The sequence below is a fragment of the Lysinimonas soli genome, assembly GCF_042655435.1.
Taxonomy (GTDB): domain Bacteria; phylum Actinomycetota; class Actinomycetes; order Actinomycetales; family Microbacteriaceae; genus Lysinimonas; species Lysinimonas soli.
This window is the reverse complement of record NZ_JBHSMG010000002.1, coordinates 569503-585792: the sequence shown is the minus strand read 5'-3', so window position 1 is coordinate 585792 and position 16290 is coordinate 569503. Positions and strand designations below refer to the sequence as shown.

At 65.9% G+C, this 16290-nt stretch carries 17 protein-coding genes; 3 read left to right on the top strand and 14 right to left on the bottom strand.

Annotated elements, in window-relative coordinates:
* Positions 1 to 7: 7 nt before the first annotated feature.
* Positions 8 to 1054: an ABC transporter substrate-binding protein gene (locus ACFPJ4_RS10465; protein ID WP_386740348.1), complete on the bottom strand. Its 1047-nt coding sequence runs from the start codon at positions 1052 to 1054 to the stop codon at positions 8 to 10.
* Between the two features lie 205 nt (positions 1055 to 1259).
* Here ACFPJ4_RS10465 and ACFPJ4_RS10460 point away from each other — a divergent pair, with 205 nt between their 5' ends.
* Complete coding sequence (locus ACFPJ4_RS10460) at positions 1260 to 2282, top strand: LacI family DNA-binding transcriptional regulator (protein WP_386740347.1); 1023 nt, start codon at positions 1260 to 1262, stop codon at positions 2280 to 2282.
* Between the two features lie 45 nt (positions 2283 to 2327).
* On the opposite strand, the gene ACFPJ4_RS10455 is transcribed toward ACFPJ4_RS10460, so the two are convergent.
* From ACFPJ4_RS10455 to ACFPJ4_RS10425, 7 genes are all read right to left on the bottom strand, one after another.
* Complete coding sequence (locus ACFPJ4_RS10455; protein WP_386740346.1) at positions 2328 to 2987, bottom strand: dihydrofolate reductase family protein; 660 nt, start codon at positions 2985 to 2987, stop codon at positions 2328 to 2330.
* Positions 2988 to 3033: 46 nt separating this feature from the next.
* Positions 3034 to 3657 carry an AraC family transcriptional regulator gene (locus ACFPJ4_RS10450; RefSeq protein WP_386740345.1) on the bottom strand — a complete coding sequence of 208 codons (624 nt, stop codon included), beginning with the start codon at positions 3655 to 3657 and terminating at the stop codon, positions 3034 to 3036.
* Positions 3658 to 3779: 122 nt separating this feature from the next.
* Positions 3780 to 4544, bottom strand: a complete 765-nt coding sequence (locus ACFPJ4_RS10445; protein ID WP_386740344.1) for an ABC transporter permease — start codon at positions 4542 to 4544, stop codon at positions 3780 to 3782.
* Positions 4541 to 5467, bottom strand: coding sequence for an ABC transporter ATP-binding protein (locus tag ACFPJ4_RS10440; RefSeq protein WP_386740343.1), 927 nt, complete (start codon positions 5465 to 5467; stop codon positions 4541 to 4543). The genes ACFPJ4_RS10445 and ACFPJ4_RS10440 overlap by 4 nt, the downstream gene beginning before the upstream one ends.
* Positions 5464 to 5799 (bottom strand): PLD nuclease N-terminal domain-containing protein, encoded by a 336-nt coding sequence (locus tag ACFPJ4_RS10435; RefSeq protein WP_386740342.1) that lies wholly within the window; start codon positions 5797 to 5799, stop codon positions 5464 to 5466. Before ACFPJ4_RS10435 ends, ACFPJ4_RS10440 begins: the two co-directional genes overlap by 4 nt.
* 151 nt (positions 5800 to 5950) lie before the next feature.
* The gene (locus tag ACFPJ4_RS10430) at positions 5951 to 7054 is read right to left on the bottom strand and encodes an NAD(P)-dependent alcohol dehydrogenase (RefSeq protein ID WP_386740341.1); all 1104 of its coding nucleotides are present in this window, start codon (positions 7052 to 7054) and stop codon (positions 5951 to 5953) included.
* A 24-nt stretch (positions 7055 to 7078) separates the two neighbouring features.
* On the bottom strand, positions 7079 to 8533 hold the full coding sequence (locus ACFPJ4_RS10425; RefSeq protein ID WP_386740340.1) for an aldehyde dehydrogenase family protein: 1455 nt from the start codon (positions 8531 to 8533) through the stop codon (positions 7079 to 7081).
* A gap of 231 nt (positions 8534 to 8764) precedes the next feature.
* Between ACFPJ4_RS10425 and ACFPJ4_RS10420 the strand changes: the two genes are divergently transcribed.
* Complete coding sequence (locus tag ACFPJ4_RS10420) at positions 8765 to 9718, top strand: AraC family transcriptional regulator (RefSeq protein ID WP_386740339.1); 954 nt, start codon at positions 8765 to 8767, stop codon at positions 9716 to 9718.
* 32 nt (positions 9719 to 9750) lie between these two features.
* Here ACFPJ4_RS10420 and ACFPJ4_RS10415 read toward each other — a convergent pair whose 3' ends face one another.
* The 5 genes from ACFPJ4_RS10415 to ACFPJ4_RS10395 form a co-directional block, all read right to left on the bottom strand.
* Positions 9751 to 10800 (bottom strand): branched-chain amino acid ABC transporter permease, encoded by a 1050-nt coding sequence (locus ACFPJ4_RS10415; RefSeq protein WP_386740338.1) that lies wholly within the window; start codon positions 10798 to 10800, stop codon positions 9751 to 9753.
* Positions 10801 to 11670, bottom strand: coding sequence for a branched-chain amino acid ABC transporter permease (locus tag ACFPJ4_RS10410; protein WP_386740337.1), 870 nt, complete (start codon positions 11668 to 11670; stop codon positions 10801 to 10803). It abuts the gene before it with no gap.
* Positions 11671 to 11672: 2 nt separating this feature from the next.
* Positions 11673 to 12416 carry an ABC transporter ATP-binding protein gene (locus tag ACFPJ4_RS10405; RefSeq protein ID WP_386740336.1) on the bottom strand — a complete coding sequence of 248 codons (744 nt, stop codon included), beginning with the start codon at positions 12414 to 12416 and terminating at the stop codon, positions 11673 to 11675.
* Positions 12413 to 13081 (bottom strand): ABC transporter ATP-binding protein, encoded by a 669-nt coding sequence (locus ACFPJ4_RS10400; RefSeq protein WP_386740335.1) that lies wholly within the window; start codon positions 13079 to 13081, stop codon positions 12413 to 12415. The genes ACFPJ4_RS10405 and ACFPJ4_RS10400 overlap by 4 nt, the downstream gene beginning before the upstream one ends.
* 81 nt (positions 13082 to 13162) lie before the next feature.
* Positions 13163 to 14440: an ABC transporter substrate-binding protein gene (locus ACFPJ4_RS10395; RefSeq protein ID WP_386740334.1), complete on the bottom strand. Its 1278-nt coding sequence runs from the start codon at positions 14438 to 14440 to the stop codon at positions 13163 to 13165.
* Positions 14441 to 14628: 188 nt separating this feature from the next.
* Here ACFPJ4_RS10395 and ACFPJ4_RS10390 point away from each other — a divergent pair, with 188 nt between their 5' ends.
* Positions 14629 to 15156, top strand: coding sequence for a hypothetical protein (locus ACFPJ4_RS10390; RefSeq protein ID WP_386740333.1), 528 nt, complete (start codon positions 14629 to 14631; stop codon positions 15154 to 15156).
* 170 nt (positions 15157 to 15326) lie between these two features.
* On the opposite strand, the gene ACFPJ4_RS10385 is transcribed toward ACFPJ4_RS10390, so the two are convergent.
* Complete coding sequence (locus ACFPJ4_RS10385) at positions 15327 to 16283, bottom strand: aldo/keto reductase (RefSeq protein ID WP_386740332.1); 957 nt, start codon at positions 16281 to 16283, stop codon at positions 15327 to 15329.
* Positions 16284 to 16290 lie beyond the last annotated feature (7 nt).

Sequence of the window (16290 nt, the reverse complement as noted above, 5' to 3'; positions counted from 1 at the left end):
GGCCGCGTCAGCCGATGCTCGAGGCGCCCTGGTAGATGTCCTTGAGCACCGAGAGATCGAACAGGCTCTTGCTCGCCTTGATACCGAGCGCGTTGATCGTCTTCAGGTTGGCGGCGATGTCGCTGTCGCTCATCCAGAAGAGGCCGTGGGCCTTGGTCGTGTCCGTCACGAGCAGGGGCACCTGAAGAGACGCCTGCTCGGTCTGATTGGCGACGGTGAGCTTCTGGTCCTTGCCGTAGTCCTTGACCGTGAGGTCGACGGCCTGCGACTGGTCCTTGACGTAGGCCTGCCAGCCCTCGATCTCGCCCTTCATGAAGTCCTCGACCGCGGACCGGTGGCTCGCGAGGTAGCTCTTGGTGACGACGTAGACCTGGGCGTACACATTGAGACCGTAGTCGGCGAGCAGCATCGAGTGCGTCTTGTACCCCGCCTCCTCGGCACTGATCGGCTGCTCGGTCGCGAACACGTACTGACCCGCGACCTGGCCGCTCGTCGTCGGGGTGACGTCGAAGCTCACCGGAACGCTGGTGACCTCGGTGTCGGTGAGGCTGTTGGCGGCGAGGAACGCCGCATGGGTGCCCTCATCGCCGGATGGCACGCCGATCTTCTTCCCCTTCATGTCAGCGGGAGTCGTGATCGGATCGGAGGCCAGCGACATGATGGCGAGCGGGCTCTTCTGGAATCCGGCGCCGATGATGACGAGGTCGGCACCCTGTTCGTTGGCGCGCGCGACGACGTCGGCGTTGCTCACGGCGACATCCGCCTTGCCGGACGCGAGCAGCGCGAGGCCGTCGGTGTCGGGCCCGCCGGGCAGGATCTTGACGCTCACGCCGTGCTTGGCGTAGTAGCCCGCCTTCGCGGCGACGTAGCTTCCGCCGAACTGAACGAGCGGGATCCAGGATGTCTGGAAGTTGATGGTCGCGGTTGCCCCCGACGAACCGCTCGAGCTGGGGGAACCGGACGATGATGCGCAGCCGGCGAGCAACGCGACGGCGGCGATCGAGGCGACGGCGGCGCCGGTGATCCGGCGGAGAAGGTGCGGGGTTTCAGACATGGGCTTCCTCGGGGTCGTGTGGTGCACGGACGGTGCTCGGATGCTGCGCGACGAAGATTTCTTACAAAACGCTTTGCATTCGCGTTCCCGCCGAGCCTAGGTGCGCTCCGTTTCCCCCCGGTTTCCCAATGTTTCCGGCAGATAAACTCTCGCGCCGCCCGGAAGCCGCGATGCAATACGCATTGCTCGACGCTATGCTCGCGGCGTGGACAACCCGACACGTCCGTGGACGATGCAGCAGATCGCCGACGCGGCGGGCGTCAGCGTGACGACCGTGTCGCACGCGCTGTCGGGAAAACGGCCGGTCAACCCGCAGACCGCGGCACGCATCCATCGCCTGATCGATCAGTTCCAGTACGTGCCGGATGCCGGCGCACGCCGCCTGCAATCGGGGCGAAGCCGAACGATCGGCCTCGCCGTCCCCGACATCTCCCACTGGTACTTCGGCCGGATCGCGCGCGGCGTGGAAGACGCGGCCAACGAGGCGGATCACGGCCTCGTCGTCACCAGCACCTCGAACGCGGACCCCCGCCGCGAGGCGCGCTGCTTCACCATGCTCACCACGCGCGCCATCGACGGGCTCGTCTACGCGTCGAGCCGTTCGACGGCCGAGATCGAGCAACTGGCGCGCGCCGCTCGCACCGCGCCGCTCGTCCTCTCCGACGAGAACATCGACTCGCTCGACGTGCCGTCGGTGTCCACCACCGTCTACGAGGGTGCGCGCGACGCCGTCACCCTGCTCAAGACGCTCGGTCACGAGCGGATCGTCGCGATCGCCGGCTACCAGGGCCTCCCGTCCACCCTGGAGCGCACTCGGGCGCTGCACGAGGTCTTCCCGGGCTCACTCACCTTCCACGGCGACTTCGAGCTGGCATCCGGATATCGGATCGCCACGGAGCTGCTCGCCGCCGACGTGCGCTTCACCGCGATCTTCGCCCACAACGACTACATGGCGATCGGGGCCATGCAGCGCCTGCAGGAAGCGGGATGGCGGGTGCCCGAGGACGTCTCGATCATCGGCTTCGACGACACCGATTCCGCCACCATGGTGACCCCCACCCTCACGACCGTCCGCAAGGACATGGTCGAGGTCGGCCGACGGTCGGGACTCCTCCTGCTCGAGCAGCTCGCCGGAACCCCGGGGAGCGCGCAGTCGTCGGTGCTGCTCCCCACCGAACTCGTGGTCCGCGGCAGCACCGGCCCCGCGCCCCGGGCGCCGCGCGCCTGAGGAGGCACCGGGGCGGGCAGCCGGATGGCCGCTCCGCGGACCCGGTCAGCCGACGATCGTCGCCGAGCGCCCGTCCTCGACGACGTACGAGCCGGCGGCGACGGTTCCGAGGCTTCGCGGGGTGAGGGTCAGAGCGACGACTCCGCCGGGCAGCACGCGTGACACGTCCGTGGCGACATCGAACGTCGCCGACGTGGCGCCCTCGGGGAACAGGCGCTTCCCTTCGCCGACCACCACCGGGAACTGCAGCACCCGGTAGACGTCCACGAGTCCCGCCTGATGCAGGGCCTGCACGAGCTTCCAGCTGCCGTGCACCTGCAGTTCGCGACCGGGCAACTCCTTGATGCGGCGCACCTCGTCGACCGCGGCGCCGCGCAGCACCGTCGTGGGATTCCAGTCCGCTTCCGCGTCGGTCAGCGTGGAGCTGACCACGTACTTGGGCAGAGCGTTGAGCTGCGACGCGATCAGATTCCCGGGGTCGGTGACGTGGGGCCAGTACCCGTGCAATAGACCGAACGTCGTCCGGCCGAACAGGAACGCGCCGGCCTCGCGGAACCATCCCGTGACGATCTCGTCGGTCTGCGCCGAACTGAACGGCACGAGCCACCCGCCGCGCGCGAAGCCTCCCGAGCGGTCCTCGTCCGGTGCGCCGGGTCCCTGCACGACACCGTCGAAGCTGACGAAGACGTTGACACTGAGCAGCATGCGTTCTCCCTGATCGCCTTGCCGACGAGATCGGCTGGCCACGATGCTAACTTCCGATTCCCGACCCGGTCTTGTAGAGGAACGACACGGATGGGGCGCCGTCGGCCTGGAGCTCGCGCACCGAGTGCCCGACGAAACGACGCAACGCATGGGCGAGGTGGGCCTGATCGTAGTAGCCGAGGGAATCCACGACGCGGGCCCAGTCCTGTCCCGCGCGCACCATCGTCGCCGCCGCATTCGCACGATCGATTTGCGCGACCGCCGTTCGTGACATCCCGATCAGCGCGCGGGAGTGCCGCTGCCGTGTCCGCTCCGATCCGGGCTTCGAACACCACTCGCGGTCGATCCTCGACGGCGCCAAGAGTCCGAGCACCCGAAGTCGTCGAACGAAGTGCTCGACGTTCTCGAAGGTCGGCGGCTCGAACTCCTCGCCCCCGAGGATGATCGCACCCCGGTCGGTCACGGGAAGGGGGGTGTACCCGTCGACCATCGTCGCCGGTGGGTGCGGACGAAGCACGGCGCCCACACAGAACCTGACTCCCAGGTACTCCGTCTCGGCCGGTACCGGCGCGACCGTCGCCCTCGTCTCGGGACCGCGAAGTCCCGCGGTCAGGCGGCCCTCGGTCCTGGCGAGGATGAGGTGGAAGCTCGTCCTCGCCGCAGACGTCATGATCGTGTCGGCCTCGCTCCGAGTGCGCCAGACCCGATCGAGGACTCCCGGATCAGCGTCCGTGCCGCGATGCTCGAATCGCACGGCTCACCGCCCCACCACTCCCGCCGTCCATCGTCAGCTCACAGTTCCTTGGCACGGAACAGCAGCGCGGCCGCGACCACCAGTGCGACGGCGAGCACCAGTGACACCAGCACGGGCGGCAGCAGATCCGGCACCGCCGTTCCGGTGGCGAGCGCAGCCGCCTGACTGGCGAGCCCCGCCGGCGAGTGGTCGCTGAGCGGCTTCCAGATCGCGCCGACGGCGAGCAGCACGAAGGCGCCGATACCCGCCCCTGCGGCCCCGGCCGACGACGGGATCAGCACCGAGAGAAAGGTCATCAGCGCCACGTAGAAGACGCCGAGCACGAGCCAGGTCAGTGCGCTCGACCACACCGGGCCCGCGGGGGCCCGGCCGAATACCGCTGCAGTGAGGCCCCAGGTCACCAGCGTGCCGATGACGATGAGCGCCGCGAGGAAGAGCGAGTGGATGATCGCCTTCACCGCGACGAACGCGCCGCGCGACATCGGCTTGGTGAGCACCAGGATCGCCGTGCCGCTCGAGGTCTCGGACGAGACGATGCCGCCGTAGATGATGATCAGGGCGAAGAGGGTGATCTGGCTGAGGTTCTTGATCCATTGCCCGTAGGCGTCGAGATAGGTGGCCGGAGGAATCGTGATGCCGCCGAGTTGATCACCGGCCACGGCCCCGACGATCTCGGGCGTGAAGCGGGCGAGCACGGGCGAGGTGATCGCGAAGAACAGGATGATCATCGGCAGCACCCAGATCCGCCAGGTGCGCACGATCTCGAGCGCTTCCTTGCGCGCGAACACGAGAGTGCCGTTCACTTCGCGCTCCCGACCAGTTCGACGAAGACCTCTTCGAGGCCGACCTCTCCCGCCTCGAGCCGGGCCAGCCCGCTGCCGCGCGCGGCGACCATGGCCGGGATGTCGTGCTGGGCGGCGCCGAGATCGGTGACCGTGATCTCGATCGAACCCTGCGTCGGGCGGGTCACCGCGGTCGCCCAGGGGCGTTCGCCGAAATCCTCCGCGAGCGCGTCGGCGTTCTCGGTCACCTCGACGAGGATCTTCTCCTTGCCGTAGCGCGCCTTCAACTCGTCGATCGGCGCATGGGCGACCATGCGGCCGCGGTCGAGGATCGCGACGGTGTCGCAGACCCGCTCGACGTCGCTCAGGATGTGCGTCGAGAAGAAGACGGTGGTGCGTCCGCGCAGCGAGGCGATCATGTCGAGCACGTCCTTGCGGCCCATCGGATCGAGCGCGCTGGTGGGCTCGTCGAGCAGCAGCAGCCGCGGTGCGTTGATGAGCGCCTGGGCGATGCCGAGGCGCTGCTTCATCCCGCGCGAGTAGCCCCCGATCCTGGTCGTCACCCCGCTCAGCCCGGCGAGGTCGAGGAGCATGCTGGTCCGGTCCTCGAGGCGCGCGCCCGACATCCCGAACAGGCCTCCCGCGAAGCGCAGGAACTCCGGCGCGGTCATCCATCCGTAGAAGGCGGGGACATCGGGGAGGAAGCCGATCTCGGACCGCGCAGCGTTGTCGGCCGCGCCCACGTCGTTCCCGAACACCTGGATCGCCCCTCGCGTCGGCCGGGCGAGTCCCGTGATGAGGCGGAGGGTGGTGGTCTTCCCCGCACCGTTCGGGCCCAGGAACCCGAAGATCGACCCCTCCTCGATGTCGAGGGTGAGCGAGTCGAGGGCGGGCTTGCCGCCGTAGGACTTGGTCAATCCGGTCGCCCGGATGGCGGCGGTCACGGCCTCTTGGTTTCGTCGTCGCTGCCGTAGAGGGCGTCGGCGATCTCGGCGGCCGAGCGTGTGCGCTCGGGGGCCGAGGGCCCGGCGGACGGTTGCTCGACCGCCGGCGCGGGCCTGCGACCGATCGCGAAGTACAGGATCGCGCCGATGAGGTTGACGAGCAGGATGACGGCCACCCAGATCCACTTGTTGCCGAGGGCGACCGACGCGACCGGCCGACGATACAGATCGACGAGCGCGATGACGTCGAGCGTGATCTCGAGGAGCAGCACCACGCCCAGCCCGATCAGAACGCCGAGGGGAATCGTGGAGAGATCCAGATTGCTGCTCATGGGGGCCCTCCCTGCGCGACCGCCTGCGCAAACGAATCTAGTACCCGTGTGTCCAGCCCCCGCGGTCTGGGACACGGCAGGTCCCCGCGGTGATCACCCGCGAGGGCATGACGGCGAGGCTCGTGGCCTCCCGTGCCACCCGATCCGAACGTCAGAAGACGACGACCGGCTTGATGGTCAAGCCGGACTCGGAATCCGCAAACGCCTGATTGATGTCGCCAAACGCATAGGTCTTGATCAGCCGATCGAACGGGAACCGGCCGGCTTCGTAGAGCTCGACCAGATAGGGGATGAATGTCTGCGGCACGGCGTCTCCCTCGATCACCGCGGTCACGGTCGGCGAATTGACCAGGAACGCACCGATATCGACCGTCGCCTCCGTTCCCGGCGCAGCGGCTCCTACGAGAGCGGCGAACCCCTGCGGCGCCAGCGAATCCACCATCTGGCGGAACACCCCCGGCCGACCCGTGGTGTCGATCGCATAGTGTGCGCCGACTCCTGTGATCTCGTGCACACGGGCGACGGCATCCTCATGTCGGCTGTCGATGACATGCGTGGCGCCCAGTTCGGTGGCAAGCGCCAGACGCGCTGGGACGACGTCGACCATGATGATCGTCGAGCATTCGGCGACGACGGCAGCGAGCAGGGCCGAGTCGCCCACAGCTCCGGTACCGAAGATCACGATCGAGGACCCGGGCGCCGGCTTCAAGACATTCAGCACGGTGCCGGCACCGGTGGTGATGCCGCACCCCAGCGGACCGACGAGCTCCAGCGGCACCGAGGCGGAGACCTTGGCGACCGACCTGGCTGCGACGTTCGCGAATGATGCGAAGCTCGACTGCCCGAAGAAGTGGCTCCCCACGCTCGCGCCGGCTTCGCTCAGGCTGGTACTCCCGTCTTGGCGCCGGCCGCCGAAGTTCAGCGGGGGAAAGCTCGCGCAATATGCGGGATGCCCTGCGGTGCACTGAGCGCAGACACCGCACGAGTTGAACCCGAGTACCACGTGGTCGCCCACCGCGACGGATTCGACTCGGGCTCCGACCGCGGTCACCACTCCGGCACCCTCGTGACCCAGCACAACCGGGAGCGAGCCCGGCAGGATGCCATCCCTCACCAGCGCGTCGGTGTGGCACACCCCCGTGGCGACGAGACGGACTTGGACCTCATCGGGCCGCAGGTCGTCGAGCTCAAGGGTCGTGATCTCGAGGGGACGTCCGACGTCGCGCGTGATCGCGGCCGTGATCTGCATCGTCATTGGTTTCTCGTTCTTCAGAGGGGATCAGAAGGGATAGGTCGCGATGTCGCCCTGGATCGTCACCCATTGGGTCTCGGTGAACGCCTCGATGTTGGCCTCGTGCCCGCCGAATCGGGCACCTGTGCCGGACGCGCCGACGCCGCCGAAGGGAGCCTGAGCCTCATCGTCGACGGTCTGATCGTTGATGTGGAGAATCCCACTCGGCATCCGGTCCGCCAGCTCGAATCCCTTGTATGCGTTGCCGGTGAGGATCGCGAGCGACAACCCGAAGTCGGAACTGTTGACCAGTCCCACGAGTTCATCGATGCTCGAGAACTTGGTCACCGGGGCGACGGGGCCGAATATCTCCTCGTCGAAGGCCCGATGCCCGGGGCTCACGTCGGCAAGCACCGTGGCCTCGTAGAACAGCCGGTCGTAGTGGCCACCGGCGGTAAGGCGGGCTCCCGCAGCCACGCTGTCGGTCACGATCGCATGTATCTTGTCCCGCTGACCGGCATCGATGATCGGCCCCAAGGGGGCTCCGCTCGAGGGCGGGCCAACCGGAATGTGAGCCGCCTTCTCCGTGAGGAGTTCGACGTACCGGTCATACAGGTCTGCGTGGACCAGGTGGCGGCCGGTGGTCATGCAGATCTGCCCCTGATGAAGGAACGACCCCCATGCGCCCGCCGATGCAGCCGCCTCGACGTCGGCGTCCTGAAGGACGACGAGCGCGTTGTTGCCCCCGAGCTCGAGGTGCACGCGCTTGAGGAGCTGACCGCCGCGGGCACCGATGGCGCGTCCAGCGGGTGTCGAGCCCGTGAACGAGATCACCGGGACCCGCGGTTCGTCGACGAGCGCGGTGCCGACATCGGCACCACCGGGGACCACACTGAACAGCCCCGCAGGCAGTCCGGCTTCTTCGAGGATGGCCGCGAAGAAGAGCCCGCCCGTGACGGTCGTGCGCGGATCCGGCTTGATGATGACGGCGTTTCCGAGTGCGAGCGCCGGCGCGATGGAGCGAGCGGACAGAATGCCGGGGAAGTTGAACGGCGAGATGATTCCCACCGTGCCCACCGGCACACGCCGCGCCATGCTCAGCCTCGGCCGACCGCTTCGGAGGAGCTGGCCGTACGGCACCATCGCCGTGGCGGACGCGAGGTGGAACTCCGCAGCGACGAGGCCCGCTTCGAACGCCGCCTTGCCTCCGGCCGAACCGGCTTCGTCTGACAGCCATCGCGCGAGTACATCGACGTTCCGCTCGATGAGCGCCGCAGCGCGACGGAGCACCGCGGACCGTTCTTCTGGGCTGGTGGCCGCCCACTCTCGCTGGGCGGTCTGAGCGACGTCTGCGGCGGTGTGGACATCGGCCGCGCTGCCGGTCGAGTAGCTGCCGATGATGTCACCCGTCGAAGGAGACGTGATGTCGGCCACCGAACCCAGCTCGGTCCACCCCCCGAGATAGGTGCGCCCGTTCCAGCCGGCCTGATCGAAAAACGTCATGGTCATTCCCTTCGACATCGGCACAGGAGCACCGCAGAGATCGGCCGCCGTGCGACCCACCGTCATTCAACACGGCGCCCGTCGGCGAGGAATCAGCAAACTGTGCAGACAAATGCGGCCGTTTGCAATTCGTGCACGATCGCGTTCGCAGCTGCGCGTGAGGCGCGAACTCCCTTGACCCCGTCGACAGGCCGGTGTTAGCTTCACTCGCACGCGCGCAAGGAGGCAGTCGTGGTTGTTCTCAAGGCTGAGAGCGCCGATGAGTGGGAAGACGTTGTCAGCAACTGCTTCGTTCCGTTACGCACTTCGGCGTTCAGTGCGGGGTTTCACGGGCAGATGGAACATGTTCGCCTCGACGAGCGCGTCTCGGTATCGGTGGTGACCACCGACGGAACGATCGCGGAACGAACGCCGCGGCTGGCGGCTCACTCCGAGAATGACGACCTCCACATCTCCCTGCAGGCCTCATCGCGTGGCCTTGTCAGTCAGGGCGGGCATCGTGTCCCGGTCGGACCGGGTTCGGTCTCGACGTACGCCACCGACTCGCCCTACTTTCTCGACTACTCGGCGCCAGAGCAGCGACAGGTGATCATCCAGGTCTCTCGGTCTGCCCTCAAGCTGCCCATGTCGATGGTCGCCGAGTCCTGTGCACGCCTCGCGGTGCCCCAGTCCGACGCCGCGCGAGTTCTCTTCTCCTACGTGGCGTTGCTTCAGGAGAGATCGGCAGCAGGACAGCTCACCGACCCCGAGGAAGCAGCGGAGATCACCAAAGACCTCTCTTCCACGATGATCCAGGGTTCCTTCGGCCACGGCCGGGTGGTACCTCGATCTCCGGGTGGAATGATGTTCACCATCCGCGACTTCATCACCGCCAACGTCGCCACCTTGCGCGTCGACGACATCGCCCACGAGTTCTACATGTCACGCCGCAGTCTGTACAACCTGTTCGGTCGAACAGGAACCAGCCCGGCCGACTACTTGCGCAACGTCAAGCTGGGCAACGCTGCAGCGATGCTCACCGATCACAAGTATGCGACCTGGTCGGTCCGTCGAATCGGCAGCGAGTGCGGCTTCCCGGATGCGACCAGCTTCAACCGCGCCTTCCGGCGCGAGTTCTCGTGCACCCCGCTCGAGTGGCGGCGATCGTCGCCGGAGTTCCAGCACGGCGAGTCTCAAGTCGCCTGACTCCGGTCTCACCGTCGAGCCGCGGTCTGCGGCTATCGCCGGTCGGCAAGGGTCTCCTTGTGCCCGCGTTGCAGAGCCAAAGAGCTCGGCACCACTCGGTGTCCGACCGGGAACACGGTCAGATTGAACCGGCTGCTCAACTCTCCCCAGATGCCTTTGGGAAAGAACAGAGTGATCAGAATCGCCAGCAGACCGAGCACCACGAGGTACCACAGTCCGACTTGGCCGAAATAGAAGTCCATCACGTAGTAGACGACCGCGCCGATGATCGGTCCTTCGATCGTCCCTATCCCGCCGATCAGGACCATGAAGATCATGAACGCGGAGTAGCTCACGCTGAAGATCTGGGAAGGCGATGCAACCCCGATCGCCTGAAGGCAGATCACCGAACCGACGAGCGACGCGCCGATCGCGGCGATCACGAAGACGATGCGTTTGGTCCGGTTGACGTTGATCCCGACAGCGCGAGCTGCGACCTCGTTGTCGCGAATGCTTTGAAGCGCGATTCCCATGCGACTGCGGAGCAGGAGGAACGTGGCGACAAGGGCCGCGACGAGGATGCCGAGTGCAAGCCAGTACGTGAAGAGATTCCGGAAGATCGGGTCTTCGGTGTAATTCGAGATGCTGCGACCCCTGCCGGCGCCCAGTGCATCGACGCGGATGATGATCTGCCGCACGGCTTCCGCGAGGACCCAGGTTCCGATGGCGAAGTACCCTCCCCGCAAGCGAAAGGCGACGAAGGACAGAGGGAGCGCAATCAGCCCGACCGCAATGGAGGCGACGATCGCACTGCTGTAGGGGTCGAGCCCGAGGTCGTTGAAGACGAATACCCCGTACGCACCCAGCCCGATGTACGCCTGTTGGCCGACGGAGACCATGCCCGCGTATCCAGCGAGGAGGTTCCACATCGACGCCAACGTGATCAGGTAGAAGAGCTTGATCCACGAGCTCGTGATCGAGGGATCGACGACATACGGGGCGATCGCCAAGACGATGAACAACCCCGCCGCGACAACCGCCGTGACCGTGACCTTCGTCCGGTAGCGGTCGATGCGGATCGGGCCTGATAGGTCGCGGGACATCTATGCAGCCACCTTGCTCTGTACGATGCCCGTCGGACGGAACACCAGGATCGCGATGAAGACGAGGTTGCCCACGAGCAGCGGGAGTTCGGGGCTGATCTGGCCGGCGACCGTTTGCGCCACGCCGAGTACGACCCCGCCCGCGAGCGTGCCCCAGAGCGACCCCAGGCCTCCGATGATCACCGCCTCGAATGCGAACAGGACGGTTGTCTGCCCGTCGAAGGGAGTCACCCCCCCTTGGCGGATCCCGAAGAACACTCCGGCGAGTGCGGCGACGGCGAACGCGATCGCCATCGCGAATGCGTACACCCTGCGGTAATCGACTCCCATGAGTCGGAGCGTCTCGGAATCGTCCGCTGCCGCTCGCATGAACCGACCCATCCGGGTTCGAGCGAGGAACAGCTGCAGCGCCGCGATCAGCGCGATGGCGACCACCAGGGTGATGAGTTGAAGCACCCCGACGGTGATGCCACCGAAGGTGATGCTCTGCACCGCCAAGTCCCCGGTGGGGAGGGCCTTCTTGTTGTTGGTGAATATCTCGATCAGGCCGTTGGGAATGATGATCGCCATTCCGAAGGTGACCAGGAGAGGTGCGAGCTCGCCCAGCCTCAATGCTCGTTGGAGGATCAGCCTCTGAATCCAGTAGCCGAAGATGCCCATCACCGGGACTGCGACGAGGAGGCCCACCCACACGTTGAGCCCGAGACCCGTGAGGGTGACGAACGCGAGGTACGCCCCCAAGGTCATGATCTCCCCGTGTGCGAGGTTGACGACCCGCAGCACCCCGAACGCGATCGACAAGCCGAGGGCGGCCATCGCGAACAACCCGCCCAGCAGGATGCCCTGAACCAGTGCATTGAGAAAGGCCATGATCAGTCGAGTCCGTTCAGGTCGCCCGTATCGGAGAAGGAAGCGATGGAGTGGCCGAAATAGGCATCGGTGATCTGCTCGTGAGTGAGTTGGCCGGGGGTGCCCTCGAGCACGACGTGACCCTCGAGCATGCAGATGATGCGGTCGGCGACGGCAATGGTCCGGCTGAGATCCTGCTCGACCAGGATGATCCCGAGGCCGGTCTTCCGTACGCCCTCCAACGAGACGTAGAGCTCATCGATCACGATCGGAGCGAGACCGAGAGAGACCTCGTCGAGGAGCAGGACCTCCGGGTTGGACATCAGAGAGCGACCGATGGCGACGGCCTGCTGCTGCCCGCCGGACAGCCGCGACGCGTTCCGGTTGAGGATCGGGCCGAGCATCGGCAGTGCGTCGAGCACTGTCTCGACGTTCCACGGACCGCTGCGACGAGAGCCGGCACCCACGATGAGGTTTTCGCGGACGGTCAGGCTCGCAAACAGGCGACGTCCTTCGGGCACCAGAGAGATGCCGAGGCGATTCCTCGCGAAGTCGCGGAGGCGAGTCACGTCTTGGTCCTTGTAGATGACAGACCCGGAGGTCGGTGAGTGGGCTCCCGCCAGCACTCTGAGCAGGGTCGACTTGCCGGCACCGTTGGCGCCGACGAATGCGACGAGCTCGCCCTCGTCAAGCGACAGCGAGATGTCGGAGATCGCTCTCGAGTCGCCGTATCCGGCGACGAGAGACCGTGCCTCGAGAAGAGTCATTCGATTGCACTCCCCAGATAGACGCGACGAACCTCAGTGCTCGCCATCACCTCGTCGGGTTTGCCGTCGGCGATCAGGGTTCCTGCGGCGAGGCACACCAGTCTCTCCACCACAGCCAGAAGGGCTTTCACCACGTGCTCGATCCAGATGATGGTGATGCCGGCGTCTCGTAGGCCCGCGATGGTCTCGATCAGACTGACGCATTCCGCTTCGGTGAGCCCGCCGGCGATCTCGTCGAGCAGCAAGAGGCTCGGATCGCTGGCAAGCGCCCGCGCGAGTTCGAGTCGCTTTCTCGCCAAGAGCGGCAGTTTGCCCGCCGGGGTATTCGCGAGGTCGATCATTCCGGCCAACTCGAGCGCGTGCAACGCCATCTCATCGGCCGCACGACCGCGGAGGCCAGCTCCATACGACGCTCCCGAGAGTGCGTTCTCGAAGACGGTCAGGTTCATGAAGGGGCGAGGGATCTGGAAGGTCCGCCCGATGCCGGCCCGTGCTCGCACATCAGGGGTCAGGCGCGTGACGTCGCGCCCGTTGAAGGCGATGGTGCCCGACGACGCTCGTTCAGTGCCGTTGATCACACTGAGCAATGTCGACTTGCCCGCCCCGTTCGGACCGACGACACCCAATGCCTGACCCCGGGGGACAGCAAGATCGATCTCCGTCAAGACGTGAAGTTCTCCGTAGGACTTCGCCACGGATGTCACTTCAAGAATCGAACTCACTGTCCCCACCTGGTCCGCCGCCGTCTACTTGAAGGTGATGGGCGCGAGAGCGCGATCGACCTTCAGGTTGGGGAGGGTGCCCTTGTCAACCACGACCCACTCCCAGCCACCGCTGGACGTCTTCTGCCACTGACCGACCGCAGTCGGGATGACCGCGACTCCGGGGAAGGGTCCCTTGGCGAAGTCGATCTGGCCGCCGAGGGTCATCATGTTCACCTTGTCGAGCGCGCTGTTGACCGCCTTCTTGTCGTGAGGGTTGCCCGACTTGGTCAATGCTGCGCTCGCGAGTTCGAACAGCGTCTCGTTCAGCGGGGTCGCCTGGTTCCAGGTCAGGCCCTTCCCCTGCGGGCTTGCTGCGAAGTTCGAGATCCACTTGTCAGGTGTGGTCCCGTCGAAGCTCGACTTGTAGGGGAACGACGGCCCCCACCACGTCGTGAACGCGAGTCCGACGCCCAAGTCGTTCGGGATCGACGGGACGGTCGACGGGAAGAAGAGCGCCTTGCCCACGGTCGCCACCTTGGGGTGGAATCCCTGCTGCGCCGCCTGAGTCCAGAAATTCACGAAATCAGGAGGGATCGGCACGCCCGAAACGATCTGGACGTCGGCCGCCTTGAACTTCTGGATGATCGACGTGAAGTCCTGATTGCCGTCCTCGTACGGACCCGGGTCGACGATCGTGTAGCCGGCCTTGGCGGCAAACGGGGTGTAGCCGGTCTTCGGGTCACGGAAGGCGGCACCGTCGGCATCGTTCGGCCAGAGCACGCCGACCACCTTGTTGGTTTGGACCTGATCCCACGCCTTGGGCTCCACGTCGCCGAATCCCTCGATGCCGAAGAAGAAGTGGTGCGTCCACTTCATCGGCTTGTCGGCGCTGAAGCCTCCGCCGAAGACAACCGCCTGCCACGGCGTGATCGTGGTGATGCAGGGAGTGGCATTCGCCTCGCATTGGGCGATGACGGGGTTGGTCGTCTCGGGAGTGGACGTCGCCAGCATGAGATCGACCTTGTCCTGAGTGATCAGCTGCTGAGCGAGCTCGCCGGCCTTCGCCGAATCCGATCCGGAATCCTTGTTCAGGATGTCGACCTTGTAGGTCTTCCCGCCGATTTTGAGTCCGTCTTTGAAGTGGTCGCGGACGACGCTCAGCATGTACGCGTCGCCGTCGCTGAAGCCGGCGTAGGCACCGGTGACGGGGGAGATATAGCCGATCTTGATCGTGTCGTTCGTGCTTGTGCCTGATCCAGCCGGCGCGCAGCCGGCGAGCACGAGAGCCGTGATCGAGAGCGCTGCCGCGGTGACCGCCACACGGCGAAGTACACCTGCCTGGGAAACGCCTGGTGCGAGGAGCCTCATTGTCGTCCAATCACTCATGGCCCACAGCGTCGTGAGCGACTTCAGATTAGAAACACGTGCGGTTGTCGAGTGCTCCGTCAAGGCGATCATGCGCAAAATGCCAACGCCGTGTTGGCGCGGCCGAACCTAGGCTGAGTGCCATGCGAACTCGGGGGTTGGGGGCGGTTGTCGTCGCCAGCCTGATGGTCGGATCACTGACCGGCTGCAGCGGAGTCGAGTCGGGCGCGAGCGCGAAAAGCCAGCTCCTGACAGCCGTCGACGGCTCGGTTCAGAAGTTCGATCACGGCGGCGGAAGCGAGACGACCTCGGTCGATCGGCACCAATACGCCCTCATCTTCGACCCTCATGCCCCGCAGGGACGGCAGGTCGTGACCGCAGACCTCTCCGACCCCGCTTCCCCGGCCTTCGGTGCAACCTCTTCGATCGCGATCCGGTCGATGACCGCCTTGATCTCGAAGACCCCCTCGAGCCAGGTGAAGCGCTCCCAGGACAGCTACGTCATCGACTCGGGGAGCGTGCACATGCAGATCGTCACGGCCGATCAGCTCGTGAGCGAGATCGTTCTTTCCGCAGGCGCAGGCGGCAGCGATGCTCAGCAGGACATCCTCGTGACCTACGGAATCACGCCTGCCGCTCGGCGGATCTTCAACCGAGTCGCCACACCTTAGTGACCTTCGAATCGGGCGCACGGCACATTCTGGCTCTCGGCGCGGAGCGTCGTGACACTACTTCAGGCTGACACGGAACACCCGCGCGGCGAACCCGCCCGCTGAACGCCGGAGCGCTCGTCCGGGAGAGGATGCCCCAACAGGCTGCGCTGGGCTCCTCTCCCAACCGCTTAGAGCTGCTCCTCGGGTACGCGAGACGACACAGAATCAAGCCGGGCGCGGGAATCCGCGTCCAAGGAGAATCTCCCGATCGCCGTGAGCGCGGGAAGCTGATCAGCGGTCCGCACGCTCGCGAGCGGCGCGACGACGCCCGGTGCGTCGCGCAACCATGCCAGTGCGACTGTCGGAACCGCGACGTTCTGCTCACGCGCGATCTCGTGCAGAACGTCGACCACCGCGAATGACTCGGGCGAACTGTATTTTTCGGTGAACACCCGACGGTCCGACCGATTGACCTCTTCCGCGCTGCCGTACTTGCCCGAAAGAAGACCGCTCGCCAGACCGAAGTAGGGCACGACACCGATCTGCGCGGCCTGCACGATCGGAGCCAGCTCGCGTTCGTATGGCTGCCGGTGCACCAGGTTGTAGTGCGGTTGAAACGCCACCGGGAGTTCCCAGCCATGCGCCCGAGCGACCGAGATCCACTCTTCAAGCCGCTTCGCCGTGTAGTTCGACAAGCCGACATGACCGATCTTGCCCTGCTGCTGCAGCTCGTGGAAGGTTGCCGCGCTCTCTTCGACAGGCGTTGCCGGGTCGTCGTAGTGCGCGTAATAGACGTCGATGCGGTCGACCCCGAGTCGGCGAAGCGATTCCTCGACGCCGCCGCTGATGGAAGCCCGGCCCAGTCCCAAGAAGTCGGGATGGCGGCTCACCTTGGTCGCGATGAGCACATCGTCACGGAGGTCCCGCGATGCGAGCCAGCGACCGATGATGATCTCCGACTCCCCGCCCACGTTGCCCTCTGCCCAGATCGAGTAGTTGTCGGCCGTGTCGATGAGATTGCCGCCCGCCTCGACGAAGGCGTCGAGGATCGCGAACGAGGTCGCCTCGTCGGCCGTCCACCCCAGAGTGTTCGCCCCGAGCGCCAGCGGAAAGACGTTCAGATCGGAATTGCCCAAGCGTGTCATGTGAATC

What these genes read in the sequence shown, in the direction of transcription:
- ACFPJ4_RS10465 (WP_386740348.1), bottom strand. Translation starts at nt 1,054, where the DNA reads ATGTCTGAAACCCCGCACCTTCTCCGCCGGATCACCGGCGCCGCCGTC.
- ACFPJ4_RS10455 (WP_386740346.1), bottom strand. Translation starts at nt 2,987, where the DNA reads ATGCTGCTCAGTGTCAACGTCTTCGTCAGCTTCGACGGTGTCGTGCAG.
- ACFPJ4_RS10450 (WP_386740345.1), bottom strand. Translation starts at nt 3,657, where the DNA reads ATGACGTCTGCGGCGAGGACGAGCTTCCACCTCATCCTCGCCAGGACC.
- ACFPJ4_RS10435 (WP_386740342.1), bottom strand. Translation starts at nt 5,799, where the DNA reads ATGAGCAGCAATCTGGATCTCTCCACGATTCCCCTCGGCGTTCTGATC.
- ACFPJ4_RS10430 (WP_386740341.1), bottom strand. Translation starts at nt 7,054, where the DNA reads ATGACGATGCAGATCACGGCCGCGATCACGCGCGACGTCGGACGTCCC.
- ACFPJ4_RS10425 (WP_386740340.1), bottom strand. Translation starts at nt 8,533, where the DNA reads ATGACGTTTTTCGATCAGGCCGGCTGGAACGGGCGCACCTATCTCGGG.
- ACFPJ4_RS10415 (WP_386740338.1), bottom strand. Translation starts at nt 10,800, where the DNA reads ATGTCCCGCGACCTATCAGGCCCGATCCGCATCGACCGCTACCGGACG.
- ACFPJ4_RS10410 (WP_386740337.1), bottom strand. Translation starts at nt 11,670, where the DNA reads ATGGCCTTTCTCAATGCACTGGTTCAGGGCATCCTGCTGGGCGGGTTG.
- ACFPJ4_RS10405 (WP_386740336.1), bottom strand. Translation starts at nt 12,416, where the DNA reads ATGACTCTTCTCGAGGCACGGTCTCTCGTCGCCGGATACGGCGACTCG.
- ACFPJ4_RS10390 (WP_386740333.1), top strand. Translation starts at nt 14,629, where the DNA reads ATGCGAACTCGGGGGTTGGGGGCGGTTGTCGTCGCCAGCCTGATGGTC.
- ACFPJ4_RS10385 (WP_386740332.1), bottom strand. Translation starts at nt 16,283, where the DNA reads ATGACACGCTTGGGCAATTCCGATCTGAACGTCTTTCCGCTGGCGCTC.